This window comes from Comamonas sp. Z3 (assembly GCF_008121565.1).
GTDB lineage: Bacteria > Pseudomonadota > Gammaproteobacteria > Burkholderiales > Burkholderiaceae_C > Comamonas > Comamonas brasiliensis.
Window position 1 is genome coordinate 58,113 of sequence record NZ_VOQU01000008.1, and the last position, 26,047, is coordinate 84,159.

Consider the following 26,047-nt stretch of genomic DNA (forward strand, 5'->3'; position numbering starts at 1 on the left):
CATCAAGCCGCAGCTGGCTTGGTGTGCTGATCGCATGTGGCGCACAAGTTAGAGGACTGAGATGAGAGGAACGTGAGGCCTATCGGCAGAGCTGGAATGCCGCAGCGGCGGCATGGCCCGTTCAGTTGCGGGCCCCACGCCAGAGCCGGGTCATCGGGTGGCGAAGAAATCCAGCATCTCTTCCAATAGATCTGCAGGCTGTTCTTCGGCGATGTAGTGCCCGCAGTCGAGCGCTTTTCCCGTGACGTGGACGGCAGCCTTGCGCCACAGGTCCAGCACCGGAAAGCAGCGGCCAACCGCGCCTTCCGCACCCCAGAGCACTCTCAGTGGCACCGTCACCTTTTGCCCCTTGGCACGATCCGCGCGGTCGTGCTCCAGGTCGATGCCCGCGGAGGCCCTGTAGTCCGCACAGATGGATGCCGCGGTACCCGGGATGGCAATGCAGCGCAGGTACTCCTGCAGTGCTTCAGGCGCAAAGGCACCGAGCCCGGCGTGGCGTCGGCCCATCACGTCCCGGATGTACGCGCAAGGGTCCGCTTCGATAAGTCTCTCCGGCAATGGTGCGGGTTGGATAAGAAAGAACCAGTGCCAGTACGCCCTGGCGAACGCTTCACCTGTCTGCTCATACATGTCGAGCGTTGGTGCAATGTCCAGCAGCATCGCACGCAGGACCCGGCCTGGATGGTCAAGCAGCAGCCGGTGGGCCACGCGGGCGCCCCGGTCATGCGCAGCGATGCGAAACTGTGCAAAGCCCAGTGCGGACATCAGCTCTAGCATATCCGCCACCATCGTGCGCTTGCTGTAGGCGTGGCTTTCGGGGCCGGCATCGGGCCTTGCAGAGTCGCCATAGCCCCGCAAGTCTGCGCAAACCACAGTGAATCGTTCGGCAAGAGCAGGCGCCACCCGGTGCCACATCACGTGGGTCTGGGGATGTCCATGCAGCAGCAGCAAGGCAGGCCCGGAGCCTCCTACGCGGCAACGAAGCACCGTGCCGTTGACCGGTACATCTTTTGCAGTGAAGCCTTCGAACATCATGCGATCCCCCCAAGGTGGGCAATGCCCTGCGCTCGCGGAGTATGGCCCAGTTGCTGGCGAGTGTGCGAGGCCACGTTTTTCATCCAGGGATGGGCTTCCCAGTGAAGGCGCGCAAATTGTTCGATCTGGGCCTGGTAGGTCAGAGACATGCCAATGAGGTCCCGGCGCTCCAGTTGCATGCGGTGGTGCCGCTCGGACAGCGTAAAGAATGCATCCACATTGCAGCTTCTGACTCGAAGCGTCTCAAGGTCAATATGGATGTGCGAGGTCTCCGGGCTGTCGGCATCGGTCATGAGTCTGGTGATTTCCTCTTCTGGAAGCATCACCAGCAGCAGCTGGTTGTTCATCGCGTTGGAATAGAAGATTTCCCCGAAGCTGGGGGCGACGACTGCTTGTATGCCGTATTGCTGCAATCCCCAGACCGCGTGCTCGCGGCTTGAGCCGCAGCCAAAGTTCGCACCTGCCACCAATACTTCGACGTCTGCGCGTTCAGGTCTGTTGAGCACAAAGTCTGAGCGCTTGCGGCCTTCGGCATCAAACCGCAGGTCGTACAGCAGGCCTTTGTCGAGCCCGGCCTTGTCGATGCCGTGCAGGAACTGCTTGGGCATGATCTGGTCGGTGTCCAGATTCTCGATGGCCAAGGGCGCCATCTTTCCGGACAGAATGTGTTGCTCACGCATGATGGGTCTCCAGACGCCGAACGTCGGTAATCGTGCCAGTGACGGCTGCGGCTGCCGCCATGGCAGGGCTCATGAGGTGGGTGATGGCGCCGCGCCCCTGTCTTCCCTCGAAGTTGCGATTGGTCGTTGACGCACAGCGGACGCCGTCCGCCAGGATGTCTCCATTCATGGCCAGGCACATCGAGCATCCCGGCTCCCGCCATTCAAAGCCCGCATCCACAAGCAGGCTGGCGATGCCTTCGGCTTCGGCCTGCCGCTTGACCGCGCCGGAGCCTGGTACCACCATGGCACGCACTCCCTTGGCAACGTGGCGGCCGCGAACCACTTCCGCGACGGCGCGCAGGTCTTCGATGCGAGCGTTGGTGCATGAACCGATGAAGACATGCTGGATGGCTGTGCCTTCAAGGGGGGCGCCTGCTGCCAGGCCGGTATAGCGCAGTGCTTGCTCCGTACTGCGGCGCATCGGCGCCGAGGTCTGCGTAGCCGGGTCGGGAATCGCGCCGCCAATCGGTATCACCTGGTCAGGGCTGGTGCCCCAGGTCACGTGGGGTGCTGCATCGCTTGCATCGAAGCGATGTGCGACATGGAACACCGCAGCTTCATCGCTGTGCAGGGCTTCCCAATCTTGAAGCGCTGCGTCGCGCGCCACACCGTGCAAGTCCGTCGCACGCTCAAGCACATACTTGGCCGCCTTCCGGTCTGGCGCAATCAGAGCGCCGCGAGCTCCGGCTTCGACCGCCATGTTGCAGACGGTGAAGCGTGACTCGATGGACATCGCTTCGAACGCCGTGCCGCAGAACTCGATGACGTGGCCTCGGGCGCCCTGGGCCCCGATATGCCCAATGACCATGAGGATAAGGTCTTTGGCGGTCGTGCCCACTGGCAGCACGCCGTCGACTTGGATGCGCATGTCCTTGGCCAGCCGGTAGACAAGCGTCTGCGTCGCCAGCACATGCTCGACTTCCGAGGTGCCGATGCCGAAGCCCAAGGCGCCCAGCGCGCCATAGGTGGTGGTGTGCGAGTCCCCGCAAATCACGACCATGCCCGGGCGGATCATGCCGTGCTCAGGCGCCACAACATGCTCGATTCCCTGCAGGGCGTCCTGGGTGTCGAAGAGCGGGATGTCATGCTGCTCGCAATTCTTGCGCAGGTTGCTGGCCTGTAGCGCTGGTGCAGCCTCTCGGATGACCCGGATCGCGCCCGGCTCCGTTGGAATGACATGGCTTACAACGGCCACGTTCTGGCCGGGCATGAGCACCCGGCGCCCGTGCTCATCCAGGCCTGCGAAGGCTTGAGGGCTGGTGTACTCATTCATCAGATGCAGGTCGCAGAACAGCAAGACGTTCTGCTCGTCGAGCTGGGCGACGGTATGTGCGTCGACCAACTTGCGATAAAGGGTGCGATTCATGTGCGCGCTCTATGTCGTGGAGTGCTGGCAGTTTCACAGGTGAGTCAAAAACATACAATATCTGTGAAGGAATCGCTTTCGGTCGCTGGAGTTATCAATGGACGGATTTTCAGACCTTGCCTTTTTTGCCATGCTCAGCAAGGAAGGCAGCATGCGAGGCGCCGCTCAGCAACTGGGTGTCACAGGCCCTGCGGTCAGCAAACGGCTTGCGGGACTTGAAGCCAGGCTGGGCGCACGCCTCATGCACCGTACTACTCGCCGCATGAGCCTCACGCCCGAGGGGGAGCGATACCTGGTGGAAGGGGGGCGTCTTCTGACCGAGCTGGGCGCCCTTGAACGAGCCATCGGCGGTGTGGCAGCCGTTCCGCAAGGCCTGATACGTGTCAACGCCAGCTTCGGCTTCGGTCGCAAGCACATCGCACCCGCCCTGGGAGTGTTTGCACGCCGTTTCCCGGAGGTCGAAGTGCAACTTCACTTGAGCGACCGTCCTGCCAACCTCATCGAAGACAACTTCGACGTGGTCATCCGGCTGGGTGATATGCCGGACTCACGCTGGACGGCCAGGGTATTGGCACGCAACCGGCGGGTGCTCTGCGCTTCTGCGCTGTATTTGAAAGAGGCTGGGGAGCCGTCCACTCCGCAGGAATTGGCCCGGCACGCCTGCCTTTTCATCCGTGAGGGCGATGAGGCATTTGGCACCTGGCATTTGCGCAACGGTTCACAGACAGAGACTGTCAAGGTCCGGGGCCCTCTGAGTGCGAACGACGGGGAGTCGGCATCCGCATGGGCCATGGCCGGGCACGGCATTCTGATGCGATCGGAGTGGGAGGTCGGGGCCCTCATTCGGGAAGGGCTCCTCAAGGTGGTCTTGCCTGAATGGCGACTGCCTCCGGCTGATGTGTATGTCCAGTTCCATGGCGGAGCCCATCTGCCGGCCAAAACCAAGGCGCTGGTTGATCATCTGGTTGACGTGTTTGCGCCGCAACGCCCGCTAGGAAGAGCAGATGCAACTTGGTGATGCCCGTGCCGGGGCCTGCTAACGCGAATTGGCAACGACACATGATCTACATGCGCTTGAGTCGTTGGGCGAAGTCGTGCGTGTTCGGTCGCGCCTTCACGCCCTCGCGCAATTGCAGCAAGCGCAGGTGGTGCAGATTAGGATCAAGGGCCAGCCTGTTTAGGCATTCACAATAAAGGCAGGTAACCCCTGCTCGGAGACAAATTATGGTCATAACCAAGTGGAGGCCTGCAGCATCCATCAAAGTCAAGGCGATTGGACTTCATTGGCGAGAAGGCAAGTTATTGGCTGTGGAGGTATTGGATGATCAGGGGCGTCTGAAAGGTGTTCGACCTCTTGGTGGCAGCATCGAGTTCGGCGAGACATGGCACTCAGCGCTGATACGTGAATTCAAAGAAGAACTGAACGTCGACGTTCAGATAATGGGTTCCCCACTCGTCATGGAGAACCTGTATACCCATGAAGGGGTGCTCGGACACGAAGTACTTTTCATTGGTGAAGTGCTGTTCGATATCGAGATTTTTGAGAACCGGAGCAGGATTGAATTTCAAGAAGACAGTGGAATGCAATGCGTTGCAAGATGGTTTGATCTGGCTGAGCTCGACCTGCCTGAGGGGCCCGCGCTTTTCCCTGTGGGGCTCAAGAGCGCTCTTCAAGAAAAGTATGATTGCCAATCAAGAGCTGCCACCAGGGGGCCAGGTGCTGCACTCTCTTTGAGTCCTGGAAAGAGACCGTGCTCTGACCTCTCACCGTCATAAATTTCCCCTTGAACGAGTGCTCCAACATGGAAGTCCGCACACCGCATATCCGTAGATATTCAACTACTGATCTTGACAGTGCATTTCAGCTCCTGACCTCCAATGGTTGGTCTCACCGCATTCCGGATCATCTATTTCTTGAACGCCTCATCGCTGCATCTCAACGAGTGGTTGTCGCTGTTTCACAGGACAAGGTGATCGGATTTGCTCGCGCCATCACCGACGGGCTATCCAATGGCTACCTGTCAATGGTTGTGGTCACTCCGGAATGGCGAGGCCAGGGAATTGGCAAGAGCTTGGTGAAGGAGGTCGTGAGTAACGAGGCGGGCATCACTTGGATGCTCAGAGCCTCGCGCTCTCAGGCTCCGGAGTTTTTTGAAAAGCTTGGGTTTGCGTCGTCATCCGATGCGATGGAGCGCGTGCGCAAACGCACAAGCTAGAAGTTGGCGTCAAAGGTGGCGACGGGTCGATCTGCGACGGCATTAGGCTGGCGGCCGACATCCCGTTCTATTGGACCGATGACCGCTACCACCTTTACCAGCCCTTGGGCTTTCCCTTCGACCGCCAGAGGCGGTCGTCAGTTGACCTGCATCTGGGCCTTACGTGCCACGTCACCCAGTCGTTTGTATTCGGACTGTGTCAGCGCTTCGAAGCCTTGGACTGTAGAGCCCTTGGGGGTGAATCCGGCCTGCACCAGCTTGTCCTTGACGGCTGGATCGCTCAGGGCCTGGTTGATGGCAGTATTGAGTTTGGCTGTGATCGCTGGATCTAGCTTGGCTGGGCCATATACGCCGAACCATGGATCGACTGCGTAGCCTTTGAGGCCGCTCTCCGCGATTGTCGGAACATTGGGCAACGATGGACTGCGCTCGCTACCAGCCACGGCCAGTGCTTTGAGCTTGCCTGCCTGGATGTGTGGCAGGGAAGCGGGCAGGTTGTCGAACATGGCGGGCAGGTGGCCACCAAGCATGTCGGTAATACCCGGTACGCTGCCTTTATAGGGCACATGGACGGTATCCAGGCCTGTCATTTGCGTGAACATCACGCCAGCCAGGTGCATGCTGGTTCCGGCGCCGGCAGTACCGTACTGAAAGCCTGGGTTCGCTTTGATGTAGGCGATGAACTCCTGCACATTGTTTGCCGGGAAGCTCCTGCCTACTTCCAGCACGATGGTGGAGTAGCCCAGCATGGAGACTGCAGTGAAGTCCTTGCGGGGATCAAACGCCATCGATTTGTAGATGTGCGGGTTGAGTGCATTGGTGGAGATGGCTCCGAAACCGATCGTGTAACCGTCGGGCTTGGACTTGGCCACGACATCCATGCCGATATTGCCTCCGGCCCCGGGCTTGTTCTCGATCACCACCGCCTGGCCCAGCGTGCGTGCCATGTGTTCACCCACGACTCGCGCCACAAGATCGGTGGTTCCACCAGCCAGATACGGAACGACAAAAGTAATTGGCTTTTGCGGGAAAGCAGATTCCGCATGGACGGTTGCCATAGTGGTGAGCGTACCTACGGCGGCAATGGAAGCAAGTATCTGTCGACGGTTCACGGGGGTCTCCTTGGTAGTTCTATTGAGTGGCGTTTGAAGTCGATATCCGGAATCTGCTTGAAGCAAGGTCTTGGAGGCCGTTGGCGCCCGAAGCAGATTGAGAGGCAGTGTATTTGTTCAATATAGTCAGTGGGAGCTAAATCTGGCTGCTGCCGACCAAGGGCTGGGGGCAGGTGCGAATACACCTCCATGCAGCACTGCCGCCGACGGCATGTTCCCGCTGACCTGACTATCTGTGCCTGTTATGACTGACCAGTCCGATGGCAGTGAGCGGCTGCGTTCGGTTAGCAGCCATCGGTCACCCCTTCACCTGGCGGCCTGCTTCAATTGGTCTGAAGTCACTCAACTCAAAGATGCCAATGACAGCTAATGCGGGTCTGGCAGACCCACCAGGAGTCGACACCACCCCATTGCCTGCCCTGATCCAAATGCACCCACACAGGTGCGTCGTGACTGCGTCTCCAAACTCAGTGGTGCTGAGCGGCAAGTTGAAGCACAAACTTGAACCTGTCGGCGTATTTCACTGGAATCGACCGCCCGGGATCAATGAGGCACTTCTGGCTGGGAAACAACAGGCTTGGACACTTACTTGACGTGTGCGCAGCGCAAGCACCGCAGCGTGCCTGTGCTCGTTCGACGATGCTCCCAGCAGGCGCGGTCAAGTCCAGTGATTGGGCTCTAGAGCCCAAAGCGTGAACATATGGAGGTAATCACGCCTGCAAGGAAGGACGATAGGGCCGCTTCCCGAGGCTTTAGCCGGCGTCCGGCAACTCCAGCAATACGCCGCAGCCATCGCCAATGGCCACCACATCGCAGTTGTGGCCGGGACCGCCGCGATCCACCACGATAAAACGTGCAGAGGCCTGTAGGGCGATCAGGGAGTGATGCCAGATTCCGCGGTGGTAGTTCACCCCCTGGCGGCCATTGGTCACGAAGGCCTGCAGGTCGCAGGGTTGCACGCTCTCGCCCGCAGCCGCAACCACGACGATGAAAGGGGTCTCCTGCAAGGGGACGAAGGCCTGGCTGCCCAGCGGGTGGCGCTCCATCTCCTCCAGCCGCAGCGGCAGTTCGTAAGGCAGAGCGTGGAACAGGTTGATCAGCGCATGGCCTTCGGCGCCGCCTGTGTCTACCTGCGCCAGTGCGTGGTAGCGCTCGGTCATGCCATGGTTGATCTGTATGGGGGCATGTCCCGCGCTTTCGATCACGTCACCAAAGCGGGAAAAGGCTTCGGCAGTCAGGGGCTGAATGCTAAGGCGGTGGAGGACAGGGGCGCCGCCGGAGGCGGGCGTGGTTGCCAGGACAGTGGTCATAAAAGGTTGTTGTGTGAGTTGGTCTAACTGGTAATACCAGTATGTTTTGCCTCAGAGGCTTTGTCAAATCGCAATTCGAAAGATGGGCTAGGGTAATTGCGAGTGCGTAATGTCTTGATCTTGATTATGGTTGCGATCGTTAATTCATACCGGTAATACCAGTTGCAAAAATCACCACCAACAAGGATCCAAGATGTCATCCCTTTCCTCCACCCCTGACGCTGCTGCGCCGGCGGCAACGCTGGCCGGCGAAACCGCCGCAGAAGCCGCGGTCTACCGCAAGGTCGCCTGGCGCCTGCTGCCCTTCATCATGGCCTGCTACGTGGCGGCCTACCTGGACCGTGTCAACGTTGGCTTTGCCAAGCTGCACATGCTGGCGGACCTGCAGTTCAGCGAGGCCATGTACGGCCTCGGTGCAGGATTGTTCTTCATCGGCTACTTCTTCTTCGAAGTGCCGAGCAACATGCTGATGCACCGCATAGGCGCCAAGGCCACAATTGCCCGCATCATGATCATGTGGAGCCTGATCTCGGCAGCCATGATGTTTGTGACCACGCCCACGCAGTTCTATGTACTGCGCTTCCTGCTGGGCGCGGCCGAGGCGGGCTTCTACCCCGGCATGATCCTGTACATGACCTACTGGTTTCCGTCGTACCGACGCGCACGCATGGTGGCGTTGTTCATGTGCGCGATTCCGGTCTCGGGCATCCTGGGAGGGCCCCTGTCGGGCGGCATCATGGAGCTGATGCAGGGCGTGGCCGGTCTGCGCGGCTGGCAGTGGCTGTTCCTGATCGAGGCCGTTCCCTCGCTGTTGCTGGGCCTGGCCGTGCTCTGGTACCTGGACAACAACATCCGCAGTGCGAACTGGCTCAGTGAATCGGAAAAGACGCTGCTCGAACGCAACATCGCCCGCGAGAACGCCAGCAAGGCCGACAGCCACATGACGCTGCGCGCACTGTTCGCCGATCCGCGCATCATCAAGATGGCCATGATCTGCTTTTGCACGGTGATGGGCCAGTATGGCCTGACCTTCTGGCTGCCCTCGCTGATCCGCCAGTCGGGCGTGGAAGGCGCTTTCCAGATCGGCCTGCTGACGGCCGTGCCGTTCTCGGTGGCCGTAGTGTCCATGAACCTGGTCAGCCGCAGCTCGGACCGCATGCGCGAGCGCCGCTGGCATCTGATCGTGCCGTTCTGCGTTGGTGCGCTGGGGCTGACGCTGTCAGCCGTTTTCAGCGGCAATGTCTATCTGTCCCTCGCGGCGCTGGCGCTGGCTGCGGGCGGCAGCCTTGCCACTTCGCCGCTGTTCTGGAGCCTGCCCACGGCCATCCTGTCCAGTGCAGGGGCGGCAGCAGGCATTGCGCTGATCAACTCCTTCGCCAATCTGGCTGGCTTCATCAGCCCTTACATGATCGGCCTGATCAAGGATGCGACTCAGAGCACCAATGCGGCCATGTTCGTGCTGGCCGGTGTGCTGCTGTTCGGCGCCTTTCTGACCTATACCGTGCCGGCTAAGCTGGTCAACAAATAGCCTCGCATCGCGGCAGGCACCGCCCGGAAGCACTGCCGTAGTGTGGTCTGGAGCGGTGTCAGGGGCTGTGTTCGAGGCGGGATGTGCTGCGCAGTCGTTAAGATGGCGCGCAACCCCTTTTTGCGATGTACGATTACCTCCGAATGGAACCTTCTGTCTCCTCCAATGTCGCCGTTGCCAGCCAAGCCGCCCGCTTGATCCGGGACTGGATCGAAGCCGGCACCTATCCGGTGGGCTCGCTTCTACCCTCGCAGCGCGATCTATCGGAACAGCTGGGCATCAGCCGGACGTCATTGCGCGAGGCCTTGTCCACGCTTCAGGGGCTGGGGCTGGTCGTAGCGAGGCCCGGCAAGGGCATGTATGTGACCGAGGCACCCGAGGCGCCAGCCAGCGAAGCCTGGCGCTTTGCCGATTCGCATGCGCTCACCGATGTTTATCAGTTGCGCTTCGCGTTGGAAGGATTTGCGGCGCGCCTTGCGGCCCTGGTGGTGCAGCCTGAAGACCTGACGCTGCTGCAGGCCAATCTGCAGGGCATGCAGCAATGCATAGATGCCTCGGACTTCCTGCAGGCCAGCCACCTGGATTTCGATTTCCACATGCAGATCGCCACCATCTCGGGCAATCACGCGATTGCAGACGTGCTGCGCGGCAGCGGCGAAGTCATGCAAGAGAGCCAGCGCCTGCCGTTCTACAAGCGTGGTGCGCGCCATGCAACCTGCGAGGAGCATGCGGCCATCATCGATGGTCTGGCCCAGGGCCGGCCGGAGCTGGCACAGCAGGCCATGGCAGCGCACATCGTGCAGGCGGCTCAGCGCGCTGGCGTGCACTTTCCAACCGGTCTGTAGTCAAAGAAAGCTGGCTGGAGCTGGGTAGACTGCCACGTGCAGCCGCAGGAGCGACTGCTTGCTCGGGATAGGCGCTGCTCTCCCGCTTCAAAGCACGGCTTTTCTGCGCAGAATCAGGCGCTCATCGTTTGTCCTGAGGCGCGAGCACATCACCAGTGCGAGACGGCTATAGCGATGGGTTGGACCCCATGCTTGGTGCAGTCCCGAACAGCCCGATCTCCTCCAGCGCACCGTTAGACTTGCACTATCGCCCATGAATGCAATGGGGCACTTCCCGACAGGCCAGACGCTAGAACCACCAGCGATGAAAACTGACTCGCATACCTATGAGCCCCGCAAAGGGCACGGACTGCCACATGATCCCTTCAACGCCATCGTCGGCCCGCGGCCCATAGGATGGATTTCGAGCAAGGGCGCGAGCGGGCAGGTCAATCTGGCACCCTACAGCTTCTTTAACGCCTTCAACTACGTCCCTCCCATCATCGGCTTCTCCAGCATCGGCTGGAAAGACACGGTGCGCAATATCCAGGAGACTGGCGAGTTCGCGTGGAATCTGGCCACGCGTGAGCTAGCCAATGCCATGAACCAGACCTGTGCCGCCGTGCCTGCGGAGGTGAATGAGTTCGAGCTGGCAGGGCTGGAAGCCGTGGATTCGGAACTGATACGGGTGCCAAGAGTGGCACAGAGCCCGGTGAGCTTCGAATGCCGGTTGACCGACATCCACCAGTTGCGTACCGCCAGCCATGAGTCGATTCCGTCCTGGCTCGTGCTTGGGGAGGTGGTAAAGGTCTACATCGATCGTCGGCTGCTCAAGGACGGAGTGTTCGACACGGCCAGTTCCGGGGTGATTCTCCGCGCGGGGGGCCCGGCAGACTATTTCTCGATTGGCGATGAGCAGAAGTTCCGCATGTATCGACCCTAGTAGCAGATGGCATTAGCCTACCCTCGCAAGCTCAGATTGCGCCCCATTCGGTTGCCTGGGTGTCTGCAATATGACCGACACCGTGAGGTCAGGACTTCGCTACGACAGGCAACAATCGCCGCATGGCAGTCACAGACTGGAAAAATTCAAGCAGCCTTAACAGGTCGTAGTCCTCCCATCCGGTCGCTGCAATTTTGGCGCCGGGCAGGGTGTTCTCAAGACTTATGGCGTGTTGACCGTCGTCGTGGAGCGCGAGTCAACTGCCCCTGTAAAGTGGCTCGCATCCACCTTGGCAGCCTGCGGTTTGCCTCGTCCCAGGCGAGTGGAGAGGCCGGAGCGGCAAGGCGCGCCAATGATCTGGGGAGGTCTGGTCGCCACACCCAAGTCTGAGCATCCCGCGCCACGCAGAGAGCACCGGCGAGCCTGGCGTCGCCAGCTCAATCCTCATTCGGTATCAGCGTGCCCCATACCGGCAGTTGTGCGCCTGGAGGTGCCGGGCCATCATAGGCCGGCTGCACCTCAATCGCGGGCTTGCCCGCTTGGCAGTCTATGAACCCCCATTGACTGGGGCGGTAGCGTGCCTCGGGGCCATCGGGGGCTCCGACCAGAAACTCGGCCTGGATGTCATAGTCGATCAAGGGCACATGCAGGCTGGCGATAGCGCCCTCGCGGCATTCCAGATAAGGTCGCTTCGGGTCGATGACCCAGTCACCATACCCCTGCTCGGCATTGGGATCGAAGTGGAACACCGGGCCGAGGCGCTGGTCGCGGGCCAGCTCCACCGTTTGGTTGCCGATGGCGCTGACCCAGGCACCTGCGATTGGCACCGGCTGCGCGAAGCGCGCCGCGCTCAGTCCTCGCAGACCAAGCGGGCGCTGGCGCTCGCCGTTGTCAAAGGCGTCGTAGCGATTGATCAGGGTGCCTTTGGGGAATAGCTGCTCGCCATAGCGGAAGTCCTCGGGCAGCACAAAGCGCTGTCGGCTCTCGCGATAGTGGGCCCGCAGCGTCACTGCCTCTTCGATCTGCACCAGCTTGCGCGCCAGCACCAGGCCCCAGAGGTCGCCGGCCAGGGCCAGTATCGCCACCATCACGACGGGCCAGTGCCAGAACGGCGGGCGCCCGGAGGCGGGTGTGCGCCTATGGCGCTGCCACCAGAACAGCCCGTGCAGCAGCAGCCACAGGCTCAGGCCGGCTGCCACCAGGGGGGCGAGCAGCAGCAACAGCATGGGCAGGGTGAAAAGTGGTCCAGGAATCATGGGCGGGCAAAGGGGTAGAAGCCCCGGACTTTAGCAGTGGATGAGGCGGCCGCTCCGAGGTGCCGAGAGGGCTTGCGTATAGTCGAGGCTTGTGCGCTGCGAGTGCCTGCAGTGCTGGTTTTATATGCTCGAACTGCTCTGATTTTTGTATGGAACACCATCACGCCGGCGCCCACCGCGTCGATCTGGTTGTCTACCCCGGCTTCAAGGCGCTGGAAGCCATTGGTCCCATGTCCGTGTTTGACTATGCCAATGTGCATCTGCGGCACAAAGGCCTGCCTGACGGATACATGGTGCGGGTGGTGGCGTCACAGGCCGGTCTGGTGCCCTCGGACACCTTGATGGGCTTGCAGGCCAGCCATACCCTGGCGCAGGTCGAGGCCGAGGGCACGGGGTGCACGGTGCTGCTGGTGGGGGCGCGCCATATCGAGCAGGTGCTGGCGGCCTCGCCCGAGCTGGTGGACTGGGTGGCGCGGGTGGCGCCAGGGGTCGGGCGCATGATTGCGCTGTGCAGCGGCAGCTTTTTCCTGGCCGCTGCTGGTCTGCTCGATGACCGCCGCGCGGCCACGCACTGGAGTGTGGCCGGGGCGCTTGCCCAGCGTTATCCACGGGTGCAGGTGGATGCCGATGCGATCTATGTGTGCGACGAAATCAAGGACAGCGACGGCATGCGTGAGCTCTGGACTTCGGCCGGCGTCACTGCCGGTATCGATCTGGCGCTGGCGGTGGTGGAGCATGATTTCGGCCATGCGCTGGCGCTGCAGGTGGCGCGCGATCTGGTCATGTATCTCAAGCGCCCCGGCGGTCAGTCGCAGTTCAGCGTGTCCCTGGCCGCACAGGCCACGCAGCACAGCGCCGTGCAGGCCGCCCAGCAGTGGGTGCTGGAGCATCTGGACCAGCCCATGCCGCTGGCGCTGCTGGCGGACAAGGCGGCGATGAGCGAGCGCAACTTTCGCCGCGTCTTTCAGCAGGAGACCGGCTGCAGCCCCAGCAGCTTTGTGGAAAACGCCCGCCTGGAGCGGGCCAAGCAGTTGCTGGAGAATCTGGGCTCCCTGCCGCTCAAGACCGTGGCCGCCAAGGTCGGCCTCGGCTCAGAGCAGGCGCTGCGGCATCTGTTCGTGCGCAAGCTGGGCATCACACCCGTGGCCTATCGGGAGCGGTTCGGAGACTGATGGGCTTGCGGCATCCTGTTGTCGGAAGCAGCCTGTTTTTCGGCCAGCCGATCAGAACAGAGGGCTTTTGAAGAAATCCAGAGCAGCCTTGGCGGCCGCAAAATTGCGCTCGATCTGCGCCTGCTGCTCATCGTGGTTCACGGTCTTGATGACAGGCTCGGCGGCGGGTTTCGCCTTCTTTGGCACGGCATTTCTTTTCCTGTCGAGGCTGGGCGGCTCCACACGGCATGCCGGTGCCAGTGCTGGCGTCTTGGCCTGCGTTGCCGTCGGGGCGAGCAGCCGGGTCAGATCCAGCGCAGGGTTGAGCTGCCACAGGCAGGACACATAGGTTGCCATGGCCACGGAGGGGTCGCCGCGCTCAATGCGCGCCATGGTCGGTTGGGAGATGCCGAGCTTGGCCGCCCACTGAGCCTGTGTTTCGCCCCGTTGCTTGCGCTGCGCCGCGATGCCTTGGGCAAGTTCTTCGATCTGTGCCAGGATGGCTGGCGGAAAGTCTGCGGGACTGGTGTTCTGGCGGGGCATTGCGCAATGGTATTTCGATTTGGCGCTCGAAATGAGCAAAACCGGGTGCTGGCCTGTAACCGATGACCAGCAGCAAGAGTGTTCGCGACGGGCGTGCCGGGTACGTAGCGCGGACCAGTTCCATGTCTGTCCTACGGGGCGCCCACCCGAGGTCTGCGAGCATTGGCGGCATATCCGGAGGTTGCACCATGAAGCTTGTTCACCTGATTTACGCCGTCACCCATTCCCTGATTGCCCTGCTGTTCGGTTTTGCTGCGCTGAGCCTGGTGTGGATTGCCGTGACCAAGGCCTGGGGCGTCATCGTGGGAGGCTTGCAGCCGGAGTCCACGCTGCATGCGGTGGAGGCGCTGGGAATTCTGGCCTCGGGCGTGGTGGCATTGCAGATCTCGCAGACCATGGTGGAGGAGGAAGTGGTGCGCGAGGCCCATATCAGCGGGCCGACGCGGGTGCGCCGCTTTCTGTCACGTTTCATGGTGGTGCTGGTGGTGGCCTTGGCGATCGAGGGCCTGGTGGCGACCTTCAAGGCACAGGAGACGCCTGAGCAATTGCTCTACCCTGCAGCCTTGCTGGTTTCCGTGGGCGTCCTGCTCGCGGGATGGGGCGTGTTCGTGCACCTGAACCGCTCGGCGGAAGAGCTGGAGCCTGAAGCGATGCAGCAGGCCAAGAGCGAAGACCACAAGGTCAGCGACGAGCACTGACAGGAATGTGCCGGGCGGCCAGAGGCGGCGCTGCGAAACGAAAAACGCCCTGAACTGCTTCAGGGCGTTTTCGAGGCTGGTCCAGGACTCAGGCCGGCAGCCGGTACAGCGTTCCGTTGAATGCCACGGCGCCGCTGCCATGCAGTGCATCGAGCTGCGTCAGCACCAGCTCGCGCACGGGCGCAGTAACGGCGCTCAGGCCCAGCAGCCGGGCCACGGCGGCGGGCAACTCGTCGCGCTGGCCACCCAGGCTGGATCTGAGGGCCTGGGCAATCGCTGCACGGATCTCGGCTGGCGGCAGGCAGTCGATGCGGCGCAGATTGGCCGAGCCGACCTCGGCGCGATTGCGCACCCGCACCGCTCGTCCCGGCAGGTCGAGAAACTCCCCATCGACGGCCAGCGCCTCATCGGCCAGCAGCGATTGCCGCGCCTGCTCCAGCGCATCGCGCACACGGCTGCCGGCGCGTTGCAGACCCCAGAGCGTACGCATGCGGGTGACCAGCTCGTCAAAATGAATCGGTCCTTCCAGCTCCACCGCGCGGCGCATCAGCTGAGCCAGCTGCGTGGTGGATTGCTGATGCAGCTCTCCGGGCGGAACGGCAAAGCGGGCTTCCTGATAAAGGCTGTCGTCAGGGACTGCGACCGGCTCGGTGTCGGCGCTGCCGGCATCAGACAGTGCTGCACGCTCTATGACTTCTGAAGCAGCCTGCGATTGGTGCATAAGGGATGGAAGCTGATTTTCTGCAAAATCCCTGGATTGTCTGGCCGCTTCGACGGCAGCCAGCACGCGCTCGGTCTGGGCGCGCGGCTGGCGGAACCAGTCGCAGCCCCAGATGCGCAGCAGTGTCCAGCCCTGGCTCTCCAGCACCGACTGGCGCAAGCGGTCACGGTCGCGCGCGCTGCGGCTGTGGTGATAGCTCATGCCGTCGCACTCGATGCCGAGCAGATAGCGCCCTGGCTGCTCGGGGTCGACCACGGCCAGGTCGATGAAAAAGCCCGCAATGCCGATCTGCGTCTGCAGCTGCAGACCCTGGGCCGTCAGCGTTTCGTACACATCTTCTTCAAGCGGCGACTCCAGATCGCGTCCGCTGACACTGGCCAGGGCCAGCTGGCCTGTGGCCGCGTATTGCAGGAATACCTTGAGCGCAGCCACGCCCTTGCCTTTGCCGCGTTCCAGATCGATGTCGTCGGAGGTGATGGATGAAAACACCTCACAGCGCTGCTTGGCGCGCGAGATCAGCACGTTCAGCCGGCGCTCGCCTCCATCGGCGCTCACCGGGCCGAAGCGCATTGGCAGATAGCCCTGCGCGTTGCGCGCATAGGCCACAGAAATGAAGATCACATCGCGCTCGTCGCCCTGCACGTTTTCCAGGTTCTTGATGAAAAAGGGTTCGTTGGGATGGGCAACAAAAAAGGACTCGGCCTCGGGTTGCTGGCGACGCAGCAGTTCCAGCTCGTCCTGGATGGCGACTTTCTGCTGCAGCGAGAAAGCGGCCACGCCCAGGCTGAGCTGTGGCGACTGCAGTGCGTGCTGCATGATGGCGCGCGCAATGGTCTGTGCCTCGACGCGGTTGATGCGGCTGGCTCCGCTGTCAAAGCGGCCTTCGGGCAGATGGTGAAAGCGCAGCCCCATGCCCGAGCGGGTGGTATAGGGGCTGGGCACGACGTAAAGGCCGCTGTTGTAGAACTGCTGGTTGGACACCGCTATCAGCGACTGGTGGCGGCTGCGGTAGTGCCAGCGCAGCATGAGCTGGGGCATGCCCTTGGCCAGGCACAGGCTCAGAATGCTCTCCACATCGGCGGCTCCGGCGATGAGCTGGCTGGCGTCGCCGTTCTCGTCCTCGTCGTCGAAGTCCTCCTGCTCGCTGGTCATGCGCGAGAAGAATCGCGTGGGCGGCAACTGCCGGTCATCGCCCACCACCACCAGCTGCCTGCAGCGGGCGATGGCGCCCAGCGCATCCACGGGCTCTATCTGGCTGGCCTCGTCAATCACCAGCAGGTCGAACTCGACCGCACCAGGCTCCAGAAACTGAGCCACGGAAAGCGGGCTCATCATGAACACGGGCTTGATGGCCTGGACGGCCTCGCCCGCGAGCTTGAACAGCTTGCGCAGCGGCATATGGCCGCGCTTGCGCGCAATCTCGCCATTGAGCACGCCAAGTGGGCCCATGCCGGATGCGCTGCGGGGCACCTGCTCGTAATGCGAGAGTGCCGACTGGGCGCGAGCGAGTTCGATGCGCTCGAGGTCCAGCGCCCGGAACTGTCGCACCTTCTGGCTGTGCTGATCGCCGTTGAAGGCGACCAGCTCGGGGTGAACCTGGGTGGCCTGACGCAGCAGAGACTCGTAGTAGGCTCGCTCCAGGCTGGCGGGCAGGGCATCTTGTGCAATGGATGCATTCTCGAGCTGCTGCACCAGGGCGGCCATGCCGGCTGTGCGCGCCTGCTCCCGGGTGGCGTGGTATGAGGTCCAGTCCAGCAAGGCGTCTGGCTCGGCGAGCCATTGCCCAAGTCGCTCGCCGAAATCCGTCAGCGGGATGCGGGCCAGGGCGGCGGCGTCAAAAGCCTCCTGCGTATCGAGCTGGTAGCCGCTCAGCACGCTTTGCGCAGCATCCTCGAATGCCTGCCGCGATGAATCGGCCTTGGCGGCCAGCTCCGCGCAATGTGCGGGTGATGGCAGCCGGGCATAGAGCTGGCGAAAGGCAGCGCTGCGGCCCTGTCCGTCGGGGCCGGCCATCCAGCCCAGCACGGCCTGCAATTGCGTCCAGTCGCTCTGCTCGCCCAGCCACAGGCTGCCAAAGGCATCTGCTCCCTGGACCTGTTGCTGGTTCAGGCTCTGGCGCAGTTGCTGGGCTTCGATCAGGCTGTCGAGCAGGTTCAGACGCTCTGTCCGTGAGCTCGGCAATGTCGTTTTCAGCTGGCCCTTGAGGCTGGCCATGGCTGCGCGGTAGCCGCTGTTGAAAATGCGAAACAGCGAGTCGCCATGTGCGGCGATGCTCTGGCGTGGGGCGCTCCAGTCCGCCGTCCAGGCGGATTCTGCAAAGCTGCCGCGCAGGCTCTGTGCCTGCCGGCTGAACTGGCTGCCGCATTCGACCAGCTTGTGCAGCGGGCCCAGGCCCTGATCCCAGATGCTGCTGGCGACGGCCTGCCGGTCTATGGCCGGGGCACTGGCGAGCTGCTGCGCCAGCGTGATCTGCCCATGCAGAGTCTGCAGGGTCTGTGCCGCCGGCGTGCTCAGGGATTGGGCCAGCAGCGCACCATCCTGCTGCAACCGGGCCAGCATTGCTTGCAGCGTCGGCAGTTGCTGGGAGAAACGTTGTGCGTCGAGCTTGAGCAGTGCCGGGTGGCAAACGCCGCGCCATGCGTGCCCGGTCACCGGGCTTACCTTGGACACCGCCTGGCGCAGCGCTTCGCCAATCTGCTGGCGTGAACGAAAGTCCTCGGGCGACCAGTGCTGTGCGTCCTGCAGCAGATCGGGCAGATGCGCGATCTGCACCGCATCCAGCCGTGCCAGCTGGCCCAGGATCTGGTAGGGCGTGAGTGCGCAGGGCGCCAGCGCCTGATGCATGGTCCGGCTGTGCGCGTTGAGCTGCTGCTGCACGTTGCTCAGCTCGTGGATGATCTGCTCGCGGTGCTCCACACGCGGCTTGCCCAGATCGCGCGTTGCCTTGAGCTCTTCCAGCACCTTGCGCTTGTGGGTGTGGTGACTGTGCAGCTCCAGGCAGGCGGGCCCCAGGCCTACGGATTTCAGGCGCCGGTTCACCACCTCCAGGGCGGCCATCTTCTCGGAGATGAACAGCACTTTCTTGCCATCGGCAATCGCCGCCGCAATCACGTTCGTGATGGTCTGGGACTTGCCCGTGCCTGGCGGGCCCTGGATGACGAGGTTCTCGCCTCGGCGCACGGCTTCTATGGCCAGTGACTGGGAGCTGTCCGCATCGACCACATGGCGCTGGCTGTCCACGGGGATCAACTGGTCGACATCGGCGTCCTCGGGGAACAGATGTTCGCGGGCTTCGAAGCCGTCCTGCAGCGTGGCGGCAATCAGTGCCTGGCGGTCGAGCCGCTTTTGCGGCGGCCAGGTCGCAGCATCCAGATCGCGGTACATCAGGAATTTGGCAAAGCTGAAGAAGCCCAGCGTCATGGCATCGGGCAGCACCTGCCAGCCGGGCTGGGCGGCAGCCATGGTGGCGACAGCGGCCAGATAGGCGCCGGGGTCGAAGTCGTCGCCGGCATTGAATTCTGGCAGCTCGAGGCCGAAGTCGGCCTTGAGCTTGGCCGCCAGCGACAGGTTCTCCGCCGCATCCTCCTGTAGCCATGACAGGGTGAAGCGCTCGGCTGCGCTTTTGCGCTCCAGTGCCACGGGCAGCAGAATCAGCGGCGCAAAACGGGGCTTGTCGGGCGCATTGCGGTCAAACCATTGCAGCTGACCCAGGGCCAGAAACAGGATGTTGACGCCCTGTTCCTCGATGAAGGTGCGGGCATCGGAATACATGTCCAGCAGGCGGCGCTGCAGCTTCTCGCTGGACAAGCGCGTCTGCAGCTTCAGGTCACGATGGCGCTGGGCCACACCGCGCGCATCGAGCTGCTCATCGACGCCTTCCTCGGGCTGGGGCAGGGCGGGGGTGGCCGGTGTCTCTTGTTCCTCGGCCGGGTCGGCGGCTACTTGCTCCTCCTCGGCCCTGGCCGGCGCAAAGCTCATGGACTTGCTTTCGCCCGCCAGCAGGCGATAGACCTCGTCCGTGCGCTCATCCGCGAAATGCAGCACGCGTGCCGTGGCAGCCTGAGGCAGGCTCAGCAGCCGGTTGCGCGTGGACAGGTCCAGCAGTGCCTGGCGGCTTTTTTCGAGTTGGCGGGCGATGGGGGCTGAATTCGATTCTGCGTGCATGGGGCATCAAAAAGCACAGTGAGCTGGCACTTTAGCGCTGATGATGCTGATTGACCCTGCAGAAACTGCGAATCCGTGCCGTTTTACACAGGGATCACAGTTTCCAGCCAAACTCCAGCGCAATGAATGCCGAGCACTGGCCGCAGATCTTGGGTGCAGCGCGCACGGTGACGCTATAGCGCTCCCCCTGCCAGCGCACCAGGGCCCCTGCGGCCGCCATGACGGGGCGAGAGTAGTTGGTGCGCAAGCCGGCATACACACCGGAGTGGAAATTTCCAAAGGCCAGTGGCGTGTATTCGCCTATGGCGTAGGTGCTCCAGCGGTCGATGCTGTTGCGATAGAAGCCGGCCTGCACGGAAAAATCGCTGGAGAACTCGCGTCTGATACCGAGGCCCAGGTTTTCCTCGTTCCATGTCTTGCCATGTTTGCGTTCGCTGAAGTGGTGGCTGACGGTGTGCAGATTGATATGCCAGGCCCCCGAAGACTGGCTGGCCTGGACAGGTTGATTGACCTCGACGGGCTGAGTGGCTTCGGCAGGCGGATTGGCCTCGGCAGTCGGGTTGGATTCGTCGGCCAGGGCTGCGGAACAGGTAATGACGATGGTCAGTCCTGCCAGTGCTTTTAACAACGATTTCATTGCCGTTCCCCCGCGTCGCTTCTCAGGCGCATGCAGACAGGTCAGTGACATCCTTGGCGGGCGTTCACCGTGTTGCCAAGGGACCTGGCTTACCGATTTCTATTTAAAAAATTCATGTAAGCCATGTTTCTCAATGTCTCTGACTATCAATTTGGCTGGTGTAGGAATAGCTCCTATCTATTGGTTAATAGATTCCAATTTGATTTATATAAAATTGGAGTTTTCTCTGTCGAAAAAGCGGAAGGAGGGGGCGCGGCTGCGTCCGGCCTGGTTGAAGGCGCTCTCCGTCAGGCGCAAAAAAGGCCGCATGGGCGGCCTTTTGATGCGCTGAGGCGAGGCAATCCTGGCCTCGTTGGCGGAGCTTAGTCTGCAGGCTGCTGCTTTGCGGCTGCAGCTGCGGCGCGCAGCTTATCCTTCTTGCTGGGTCTGCGACCCTTGACGCCGCCATTGCCATCCTGCGCAACCGGTGGCGGCAGGGCTTCGGTGGGCTCAAAACCCTGCAGTTGCTCCAGGGCGATATCCAGCTGATTGCGCTTGCAGATCAGTTGCCAGTGGACGGTGTCGGCGGGGCTTACAAACGTGATGGCGCAACCTGCATGTCCTGCGCGACCCGTGCGGCCAATTCTATGAATATAGTCGGCGGGCGAGCGAGGCAGGTCGTAGTTGATGACCGTGGGCAGCTGTGCGATGTCGATGCCGCGCGCGGCCAGATCGGTGGTGATGAGCAGCTGCCAGCGCTTGGCCTTGAACTGATCGAGCACCTCCTTGCGCGCACCCTGGCTCATATCGCCGTGGAAGGTGGTGGCGTAGATGCCCGCCTTGTAGAGCTTGTCGGCCAGCATTTCGGCGGTGTGGCGCTTGGCGACAAAGACCAGGGCTCGCTCCCATTCGGGTTGGTTCTCGCCTTGCTTGACGAGCTGGCGCAGCAGCTGGGTGCGGCGGTTGCTGTCCACGGCAATGGCGCGCTGGCTGATGTTCTCTGGGCTGGCCGAATGCTCGGCGGCCTGGTCGGCATCGACCTGCACGCGAACGGGGTCGTGCAGCAGACGGGCCGCCAGCGCTTCCACGTTCTGCGGGAAGGTGGCCGAGAACAGCAGGGTCTGGCGCTTCGCGGGCAGCAGGGCCAGCACGCGGTTGAGTTCTTCGGCAAAGCCCTGGTCCAGCAGGCGGTCGGCTTCGTCCAGCACCAGATGCTGCACGGTATTCAGGCGCACGGCGTTGTTCTCCACCAGATCCAGCAGGCGGCCCGGCGTGGCGACCAGAAAGTCGGCGCTGCCACGCAACTGCATCATCTGCGGGTTGATGGAGACACCGCCATAGACCACGCGGCTGCGTGGTTGCTCACGCAACTGGCGCGTGATGTCGCTCAGGCTTTCGTGAACCTGCAGGGCCAGCTCGCGCGTGGGCACCAGAATCAGGGTGGCCAGCGGTCGTACAAAGCCGGTCTGGCCGCGCTTTTGCGCCAGCCAGGCCTGCAGCAGAGGCAACAGGTAGGCCATGGTCTTGCCCGAGCCTGTGGGCGCGCAGGCCCAGAGATCGCGCCCGGCCAGCACGGCGGGGATGGCCTCGGTCTGAATCGGCGTCGCGTCGCGCAGACCCAGATCGAGTGTGGCATCCAGAAGCTCGGCGCGCAGGCCTAGGGGGGCAAAAGACATAGAAGAATCAATAGCGGTGTGCAGGAGGCGCATTGTGCGGGAATTGCCGCGTCGCAGCGAGGCGCAGGGACAAGCGCGGCGCAGGCTACATTCGCAGGATTACAACCCGCAAGGAGCACCAGCCATGAGTCAGATCACGCATCAAGCCATTGTCATGACGGAATACGGAGGCCCCGAGGTCCTGCAGATCGCCTCGGTCGCTTCGCCGCCGCTGACTGCTGGACAGGTGCGCGTGCGGCACACGCGCATTGGCGTGAACTTTCACGATATCTATGTACGCTCCGGGCTGTACAAGACGCTGGCGCTGCCAGGCACGCCCGGCATCGAAGCCGTGGGAGTGGTGGCCGAAGTGGGGGAGGGCGTGACTCGCTTCAGGCCCGGCGACCGGGTCTGCTATGTCTCTGCCGCCTATTCCATCTACGCCGCCGAGCGCGTGATTGCGGGCGACGAACTGATTGCCGTGCCCGATGACCTCAGCGACGCGCTGGTCGCATCCAGCCTGCTGCGCGGGCTGACGGCCGATGTGCTGCTGCACCGGGTGGCCCGGGTAAGCCAGGGATCGCGGATTCTGGTCCAGGCCGCCGGCGGTGGCATGGGGCAGATTCTGAGCCAGTGGGCCACGCAGCTGGGGGCCATGGTGATCGGCACGGCAGGCAGCGATGCCACGGCCAGGAAAGCCGATCAGGCCGGTTGTGTGGAGGTGATCCGCTATCGCGGTGCGGGCGCCCAGGATGTGGCCGCGCGTGTACAGCAGCTGACCGGCGGCGAAGGCGTGGATGTGGCCTATGACGGCGTGGGCAGGGACAGCTTTGATGGTTCGCTGGCCAGTCTGGGCATCGGCGGCCAGCTGGTGATGTACGGACAGTCTTCCGGCCCGGTGCCGCCGCTGGAGATTGCGCGTCTGGCCGCCAAGTCGAACAGCGTGTGCCGGCCCATGGTGTTTCACTTCGTCAAAAAGCCCAGAGAGCGCGATGCCATGGCCGCGCGCCTGTTCGAGGCGCTGCGCAAAAAGCATTTCCGCATGGGCGAGCCGCAGGAGTTTGCGCTGGCCGATGCCGCGCAGGCCCACCGGCAACTGGAGGCGCATGGCGCCCAGCAGCCCATCTTGCTTGTGCCCTGACGGGGGGCTGCCTGCGCTAGAGGTAGAGGTCCTATTGCGCGCCGGCTTGGGGGTGGGGCAGATAGACCTCGCGCCACAGGCTGACTTTTTCGTGTTCGTCAAAGCGCATGAGCAGCATGGCGACAAAGTGCTGGGTGCTGTCATCGGTCTTGGTGATGCAGACATCCATGGAAAAGACCACCGAGTCCTCGTCGGCTGTGGCGTGCTGGATGGCGTAGCGAATGCCTTGCATGTCCTGCTTCATGCCTTCGAGAAACTCGCGATAGCTCTCGAGGTCGGCCGCATAGTGGCGGCCATTGGGCTCGACCACGAATTGCTCGGCAAAGCACTCGGCGACCTGCTCGCGGCTCAGCGTGGTGTGGCGGTTCAGGTGGCGCTGGTTCCAGTCCAGCACGGCGTGGGCCAGTTCCAGATTGCGTTGTCGTTTTGCATGCATGAAGAGCAGTATAGAAGAGCCGATTCCGGGTCTGCTCGGCATTTCTGACTCGGATCGATTAATGAATTTTTATAGCTGATAGCGCATGTCAACAAAGGATTTCATGGTGATTTCAATCTGAAATCGATATGGGTAATGCGCAAGCAGCTATGCTTTTTTGTCAAATACCGAGATTGCAAGCTCACGTGAAAAAGCCCGCGGACTTTGCAGTCTGCGGGCTTTTTGCCACCCTGAGACCCGGAAATCCGGGCCTGGGCGTGCCGATCAACGCTGAGCGATAGGCTTGACGTCGCGCGACACGGAGCCGGTGAACAGCTGGCGGGGACGACCGATCTTGTACTCGGGGTCGGCCATCTGTTCGTTGAGCTGAGCGATCCAGCCCACGGTGCGGGCCAGAGCGAAGATGCCGGTGAACAGGTTGACGGGGATGCCGATGGCGCGCTGCACGATGCCGGAGTAGAAGTCCACGTTGGGGTAGAGCTTGCGCTGGACGAAGTAGTCGTCTTCCAGGGCAATCTTTTCCAGCTTCTTGGCCAGGGCGAACAGGGGATCGTTTTCCAGACCCAGTTCGGCCAGGATTTCGTTGCAGGTTTCCTGCATCAGCTTGGCGCGGGGGTCGTAGTTCTTGTAGACGCGGTGGCCAAAGCCCATCAGCTTCACGCCGCTGGTCTTGTCCTTGACCTGTTCCATGAACTCGCCGACCTTTTCGATGCCGCCGTTGGCCTGGATGCCTTCCAGCATGTTCAGGCAGGCTTCGTTGGCGCCGCCGTGGGCAGGGCCCCACAGACAGGCCACGCCAGCGGAGATGGCCGCGAAGGGGTTGGTGCCGGACGAACCGCACAGACGCACGGTAGAGGTCGAAGCGTTCTGCTCGTGGTCGGCGTGCAGGATGAAGATGCGGTCCAGAGCGCGCTCAACCACGGGGTTGACCTTGTACTCTTCGCAAGGGTTGCCGAACATCATGCGCATGAAGTTGCCGGCATACGACAGGTCGTTCTTGGGGTACATGTAGGGCTGGCCCATACCGTACTTGTATGCCATGGCGACCAGCGTAGGCATCTTGGCGATCAGGCGGATCGCGGCGATGTTGCGGTGCTCTGGGTTGGTGATGTCGGTGCTGTCGTGGTAGAAGGCCGACATGCCGCCCACCAGACCGGTCAGCACGGCCATGGGGTGAGCATCACGACGGAAGCCGCGCAGGAAGAACTGCATCTGCTCGTTGACCATGGTGTGCTTGGTCACCAGCTCTTCGAAGTCGGCCTTTTCCTTCTCGTTGGGCAGCTCCCCGTACAGCAGCAGGTAGCAGGTTTCCAGGAAGTTGCAGTTCTTGGCCAGTTGTTCGATGGGGTAGCCGCGGTACAGCAGCTCGCCCTTGTCGCCATCGATGTAGGTGATGGCGGATTGGCAGGCAGCGGTAGAGAGGAAGCCCGGGTCATACGTGAACATGCCAGTCTGGGCGTAGAGCTTGCGGATGTCGATCACATCCGGGCCGATATTGCCCTGGTACACCGGCATTTCCACACTGGGAGCGCCATTGCTGAAAGACAGCGTTGCTTTGTTGTCAGCGAGTTTCATTTCCAAACTTCCTTCTCTAGTTTGCCTAGCCTACTGGGGACAGTTACCGGGCTGGCGCTTGCGCACCATCTCCAGCACTTCCCTGACTTCTTGGGTATCGAGTTGTCCTTCAGGTTCCTTGCGACGCAAGAAAAGATCCATCAGGTCGTTGTCTGCCAGATCCATCAAGGCAGACAGGCCAGTCGCGTGTCTCCGCGTGAGCTGGCTTCCGTAGGTGGCGAAGAACTGCTCGATGAACAGATCGTTCTCAACCAGACCACGGCGGCTGCGCCACCTCAGCAGGTCGCGCTCACGTTCGTCGAGCAGGGTATTCGTCATCAGCATCAGACGGTTCGACGAACCATCAGCTCCTTGATCTTGCCAATGGCTGCAGTGGGGTTCAGGTGCTTGGGGCACACGTCCACGCAGTTCATGATGGTGTGGCAGCGGAAGAGACGGTAAGGATCTTCCAGGTTGTCAAGGCGCTCGCCCGTGGCTGTGTCGCGGCTGTCCGCGATGAAGCGGTAAGCCTGCAGCAGACCGGCCGGGCCCACGAACTTGTCGGGGTTCCACCAGAACGAGGGGCAGCTGGTGGAGCAGCTGGCGCACAGAATGCACTCGTACAGGCCGTTGAGCTCTTCGCGCTCTTCGGGCGACTGCAGGCGCTCCTTGCTGGGCGATGCGTAGACATCGCTTTGCAGGTAGGGCTTGATCGAGTGGTACTGCTTGAAGAACTGGGTCATGTCCACGATCAGATCGCGGATGACCGGCAGGCCGGGCAGGGGCTTGAGAACGATGTCGCCCTTGAGGGTGTTCATGTTCGTCAGGCAGGCCAGGCCGTTCTTGCCGTTGATGTTCATGGCGTCGGAGCCGCACACGCCTTCACGGCAGGAGCGACGGAAGGCAATGGAGGGATCCATGGCCTTGAGCTTGACCAGAGCGTCCAGCAGCATGCGCTCGTGACCGTCCAGCTCCACTTGCACGGTTTGCATGTAGGGCTTGGCGTCTTTGTCCGGATCGTAGCGGTAGATTTTGAATGTGCGCTTCATTTTGATC

Annotated in this window: 23 protein-coding genes; 9 read left to right on the top strand and 14 right to left on the bottom strand. The window is 62.1% G+C overall.

What is annotated here, in order from left to right; translation table 11 throughout:
• Nucleotides 1-150 precede the first annotated feature (150 nt).
• Genes FSY59_RS22005 through leuC form a run of 3 tightly spaced genes read right to left on the bottom strand, consistent with a single transcriptional unit; the run spans nt 151 to nt 3,123 of the window.
• Complete coding sequence (locus FSY59_RS22005; RefSeq protein WP_187427966.1) at nt 151-1,032, bottom strand: alpha/beta fold hydrolase; 882 nt, start codon at nt 1,030-1,032, stop codon at nt 151-153.
• Nucleotides 1,032-1,715, bottom strand: coding sequence for a 3-isopropylmalate dehydratase small subunit (leuD, locus tag FSY59_RS22010; protein ID WP_148729694.1), 684 nt, complete (start codon nt 1,713-1,715; stop codon nt 1,032-1,034). Before leuD ends, FSY59_RS22005 begins: the two co-directional genes overlap by 1 nt.
• Nucleotides 1,708-3,123 (bottom strand): 3-isopropylmalate dehydratase large subunit, encoded by a 1,416-nt coding sequence (gene leuC, locus FSY59_RS22015; RefSeq protein ID WP_148729695.1) that lies wholly within the window; start codon nt 3,121-3,123, stop codon nt 1,708-1,710. Before leuC ends, leuD begins: the two co-directional genes overlap by 8 nt.
• Nucleotides 3,124-3,220: 97 nt before the next feature.
• Here leuC and FSY59_RS22020 point away from each other — a divergent pair, with 97 nt between their 5' ends.
• The 3 genes from FSY59_RS22020 to FSY59_RS22030 all read left to right on the top strand — a co-directional run bounded on the left by FSY59_RS22020 (nt 3,221) and on the right by FSY59_RS22030 (nt 5,339).
• Nucleotides 3,221-4,141 (top strand): LysR family transcriptional regulator, encoded by a 921-nt coding sequence (locus FSY59_RS22020; protein ID WP_003053170.1) that lies wholly within the window; start codon nt 3,221-3,223, stop codon nt 4,139-4,141.
• Between the two features lie 206 nt (nt 4,142-4,347).
• Nucleotides 4,348-4,899, top strand: a complete 552-nt coding sequence (locus FSY59_RS22025; protein WP_080731554.1) for an NUDIX hydrolase — start codon at nt 4,348-4,350, stop codon at nt 4,897-4,899.
• A gap of 26 nt (nt 4,900-4,925) precedes the next feature.
• Nucleotides 4,926-5,339: a GNAT family N-acetyltransferase gene (locus tag FSY59_RS22030; RefSeq protein WP_148729696.1), complete on the top strand. Its 414-nt coding sequence runs from the start codon at nt 4,926-4,928 to the stop codon at nt 5,337-5,339.
• A gap of 137 nt (nt 5,340-5,476) precedes the next feature.
• Here FSY59_RS22030 and FSY59_RS22035 read toward each other — a convergent pair whose 3' ends face one another.
• Entirely contained in the window at nt 5,477-6,451 is a 975-nt protein-coding gene (locus FSY59_RS22035) for a tripartite tricarboxylate transporter substrate binding protein (protein WP_148729697.1), read from the bottom strand.
• Between the two features lie 752 nt (nt 6,452-7,203).
• Nucleotides 7,204-7,761, bottom strand: coding sequence for an ureidoglycolate lyase (locus tag FSY59_RS22040; RefSeq protein ID WP_003053179.1), 558 nt, complete (start codon nt 7,759-7,761; stop codon nt 7,204-7,206).
• Between the two features lie 193 nt (nt 7,762-7,954).
• Here FSY59_RS22040 and FSY59_RS22045 point away from each other — a divergent pair, with 193 nt between their 5' ends.
• From FSY59_RS22045 to FSY59_RS22055, 3 genes are all read left to right on the top strand, one after another.
• Nucleotides 7,955-9,289 (top strand): MFS transporter, encoded by a 1,335-nt coding sequence (locus FSY59_RS22045; protein ID WP_043374135.1) that lies wholly within the window; start codon nt 7,955-7,957, stop codon nt 9,287-9,289.
• A gap of 125 nt (nt 9,290-9,414) precedes the next feature.
• Nucleotides 9,415-10,134, top strand: a complete 720-nt coding sequence (locus FSY59_RS22050; protein ID WP_003053182.1) for a FadR/GntR family transcriptional regulator — start codon at nt 9,415-9,417, stop codon at nt 10,132-10,134.
• 304 nt (nt 10,135-10,438) lie between these two features.
• Nucleotides 10,439-11,056 carry a flavin reductase family protein gene (locus FSY59_RS22055; protein WP_043376680.1) on the top strand — a complete coding sequence of 206 codons (618 nt, stop codon included), beginning with the start codon at nt 10,439-10,441 and terminating at the stop codon, nt 11,054-11,056.
• 437 nt (nt 11,057-11,493) lie between these two features.
• Here FSY59_RS22055 and FSY59_RS22060 read toward each other — a convergent pair whose 3' ends face one another.
• Nucleotides 11,494-12,282, bottom strand: a complete 789-nt coding sequence (locus FSY59_RS22060) for a hypothetical protein (protein ID WP_148729698.1) — start codon at nt 12,280-12,282, stop codon at nt 11,494-11,496.
• A gap of 179 nt (nt 12,283-12,461) precedes the next feature.
• Between FSY59_RS22060 and FSY59_RS22065 the strand changes: the two genes are divergently transcribed.
• Complete coding sequence (locus tag FSY59_RS22065) at nt 12,462-13,484, top strand: GlxA family transcriptional regulator (protein WP_003053187.1); 1,023 nt, start codon at nt 12,462-12,464, stop codon at nt 13,482-13,484.
• Between the two features lie 51 nt (nt 13,485-13,535).
• Here the strand turns inward: FSY59_RS22065 and FSY59_RS22070 are convergent, their stop codons facing one another.
• A complete protein-coding gene (locus FSY59_RS22070; protein WP_148729699.1) occupies nt 13,536-14,006 on the bottom strand; it encodes a helix-turn-helix domain-containing protein in 471 nt (156 codons plus the stop codon).
• 188 nt (nt 14,007-14,194) lie between these two features.
• On the opposite strand from FSY59_RS22070, the gene FSY59_RS22075 reads away from it, so the two are divergent.
• A complete protein-coding gene (locus FSY59_RS22075; protein WP_003053191.1) occupies nt 14,195-14,704 on the top strand; it encodes a hypothetical protein in 510 nt (169 codons plus the stop codon).
• Between the two features lie 88 nt (nt 14,705-14,792).
• On the opposite strand, the gene FSY59_RS22080 is transcribed toward FSY59_RS22075, so the two are convergent.
• From FSY59_RS22080 to FSY59_RS22090, 3 genes are all read right to left on the bottom strand, one after another.
• On the bottom strand, nt 14,793-19,589 hold the full coding sequence (locus FSY59_RS22080; RefSeq protein WP_148729700.1) for a DUF3320 domain-containing protein: 4,797 nt from the start codon (nt 19,587-19,589) through the stop codon (nt 14,793-14,795).
• Nucleotides 19,590-19,683: 94 nt separating this feature from the next.
• A complete protein-coding gene (locus tag FSY59_RS22085) occupies nt 19,684-20,226 on the bottom strand; it encodes a hypothetical protein (protein WP_003053194.1) in 543 nt (180 codons plus the stop codon).
• Nucleotides 20,227-20,588: 362 nt separating this feature from the next.
• On the bottom strand, nt 20,589-21,881 hold the full coding sequence (locus FSY59_RS22090) for a DEAD/DEAH box helicase (RefSeq protein WP_003053199.1): 1,293 nt from the start codon (nt 21,879-21,881) through the stop codon (nt 20,589-20,591).
• A gap of 124 nt (nt 21,882-22,005) precedes the next feature.
• On the opposite strand from FSY59_RS22090, the gene FSY59_RS22095 reads away from it, so the two are divergent.
• Entirely contained in the window at nt 22,006-23,001 is a 996-nt protein-coding gene (locus tag FSY59_RS22095) for a quinone oxidoreductase (RefSeq protein ID WP_003053200.1), read from the top strand.
• 31 nt (nt 23,002-23,032) lie between these two features.
• Here the strand turns inward: FSY59_RS22095 and FSY59_RS22100 are convergent, their stop codons facing one another.
• The 4 genes from FSY59_RS22100 to FSY59_RS22115 form a co-directional block, all read right to left on the bottom strand.
• Nucleotides 23,033-23,437: a nuclear transport factor 2 family protein gene (locus tag FSY59_RS22100; RefSeq protein WP_255439664.1), complete on the bottom strand. Its 405-nt coding sequence runs from the start codon at nt 23,435-23,437 to the stop codon at nt 23,033-23,035.
• 264 nt (nt 23,438-23,701) lie between these two features.
• Complete coding sequence (locus tag FSY59_RS22105) at nt 23,702-25,012, bottom strand: citrate synthase (protein ID WP_003053203.1); 1,311 nt, start codon at nt 25,010-25,012, stop codon at nt 23,702-23,704.
• A gap of 30 nt (nt 25,013-25,042) precedes the next feature.
• Entirely contained in the window at nt 25,043-25,336 is a 294-nt protein-coding gene (locus FSY59_RS22110) for a succinate dehydrogenase assembly factor 2 (RefSeq protein WP_003053208.1), read from the bottom strand.
• On the bottom strand, nt 25,336-26,040 hold the full coding sequence (locus FSY59_RS22115; RefSeq protein ID WP_003053210.1) for a succinate dehydrogenase iron-sulfur subunit: 705 nt from the start codon (nt 26,038-26,040) through the stop codon (nt 25,336-25,338). Before FSY59_RS22115 ends, FSY59_RS22110 begins: the two co-directional genes overlap by 1 nt.
• Between the last annotated feature and the right edge of the window lie 7 nt (nt 26,041-26,047).

Excerpts from the sequence above, each read along its gene's own strand:
- FSY59_RS22005 (WP_187427966.1), bottom strand. The coding sequence starts at position 1,032 with ATGTTCGAAGGCTTCACTGCAAAAGATGTACCGGTCAACGGCACGGTG.
- leuD (WP_148729694.1), bottom strand. The coding sequence starts at position 1,715 with ATGCGTGAGCAACACATTCTGTCCGGAAAGATGGCGCCCTTGGCCATC.
- leuC (WP_148729695.1), bottom strand. The coding sequence starts at position 3,123 with ATGAATCGCACCCTTTATCGCAAGTTGGTCGACGCACATACCGTCGCC.
- FSY59_RS22020 (WP_003053170.1), top strand. The coding sequence starts at position 3,221 with ATGGACGGATTTTCAGACCTTGCCTTTTTTGCCATGCTCAGCAAGGAA.
- FSY59_RS22025 (WP_080731554.1), top strand. The coding sequence starts at position 4,348 with ATGGTCATAACCAAGTGGAGGCCTGCAGCATCCATCAAAGTCAAGGCG.
- FSY59_RS22030 (WP_148729696.1), top strand. The coding sequence starts at position 4,926 with ATGGAAGTCCGCACACCGCATATCCGTAGATATTCAACTACTGATCTT.
- FSY59_RS22040 (WP_003053179.1), bottom strand. The coding sequence starts at position 7,761 with ATGACCACTGTCCTGGCAACCACGCCCGCCTCCGGCGGCGCCCCTGTC.
- FSY59_RS22045 (WP_043374135.1), top strand. The coding sequence starts at position 7,955 with ATGTCATCCCTTTCCTCCACCCCTGACGCTGCTGCGCCGGCGGCAACG.
- FSY59_RS22050 (WP_003053182.1), top strand. The coding sequence starts at position 9,415 with ATGTACGATTACCTCCGAATGGAACCTTCTGTCTCCTCCAATGTCGCC.
- FSY59_RS22055 (WP_043376680.1), top strand. The coding sequence starts at position 10,439 with ATGAAAACTGACTCGCATACCTATGAGCCCCGCAAAGGGCACGGACTG.
- FSY59_RS22060 (WP_148729698.1), bottom strand. The coding sequence starts at position 12,282 with ATGCTGTTGCTGCTGCTCGCCCCCCTGGTGGCAGCCGGCCTGAGCCTG.
- FSY59_RS22065 (WP_003053187.1), top strand. The coding sequence starts at position 12,462 with ATGGAACACCATCACGCCGGCGCCCACCGCGTCGATCTGGTTGTCTAC.
- FSY59_RS22070 (WP_148729699.1), bottom strand. The coding sequence starts at position 14,006 with ATGCCCCGCCAGAACACCAGTCCCGCAGACTTTCCGCCAGCCATCCTG.
- FSY59_RS22075 (WP_003053191.1), top strand. The coding sequence starts at position 14,195 with ATGAAGCTTGTTCACCTGATTTACGCCGTCACCCATTCCCTGATTGCC.
- FSY59_RS22080 (WP_148729700.1), bottom strand. The coding sequence starts at position 19,589 with ATGCACGCAGAATCGAATTCAGCCCCCATCGCCCGCCAACTCGAAAAA.
- FSY59_RS22085 (WP_003053194.1), bottom strand. The coding sequence starts at position 20,226 with ATGAAATCGTTGTTAAAAGCACTGGCAGGACTGACCATCGTCATTACC.
- FSY59_RS22090 (WP_003053199.1), bottom strand. The coding sequence starts at position 21,881 with ATGTCTTTTGCCCCCCTAGGCCTGCGCGCCGAGCTTCTGGATGCCACA.
- FSY59_RS22095 (WP_003053200.1), top strand. The coding sequence starts at position 22,006 with ATGAGTCAGATCACGCATCAAGCCATTGTCATGACGGAATACGGAGGC.
- FSY59_RS22100 (WP_255439664.1), bottom strand. The coding sequence starts at position 23,437 with ATGCATGCAAAACGACAACGCAATCTGGAACTGGCCCACGCCGTGCTG.
- FSY59_RS22105 (WP_003053203.1), bottom strand. The coding sequence starts at position 25,012 with ATGAAACTCGCTGACAACAAAGCAACGCTGTCTTTCAGCAATGGCGCT.
- FSY59_RS22110 (WP_003053208.1), bottom strand. The coding sequence starts at position 25,336 with ATGCTGATGACGAATACCCTGCTCGACGAACGTGAGCGCGACCTGCTG.
- FSY59_RS22115 (WP_003053210.1), bottom strand. The coding sequence starts at position 26,040 with ATGAAGCGCACATTCAAAATCTACCGCTACGATCCGGACAAAGACGCC.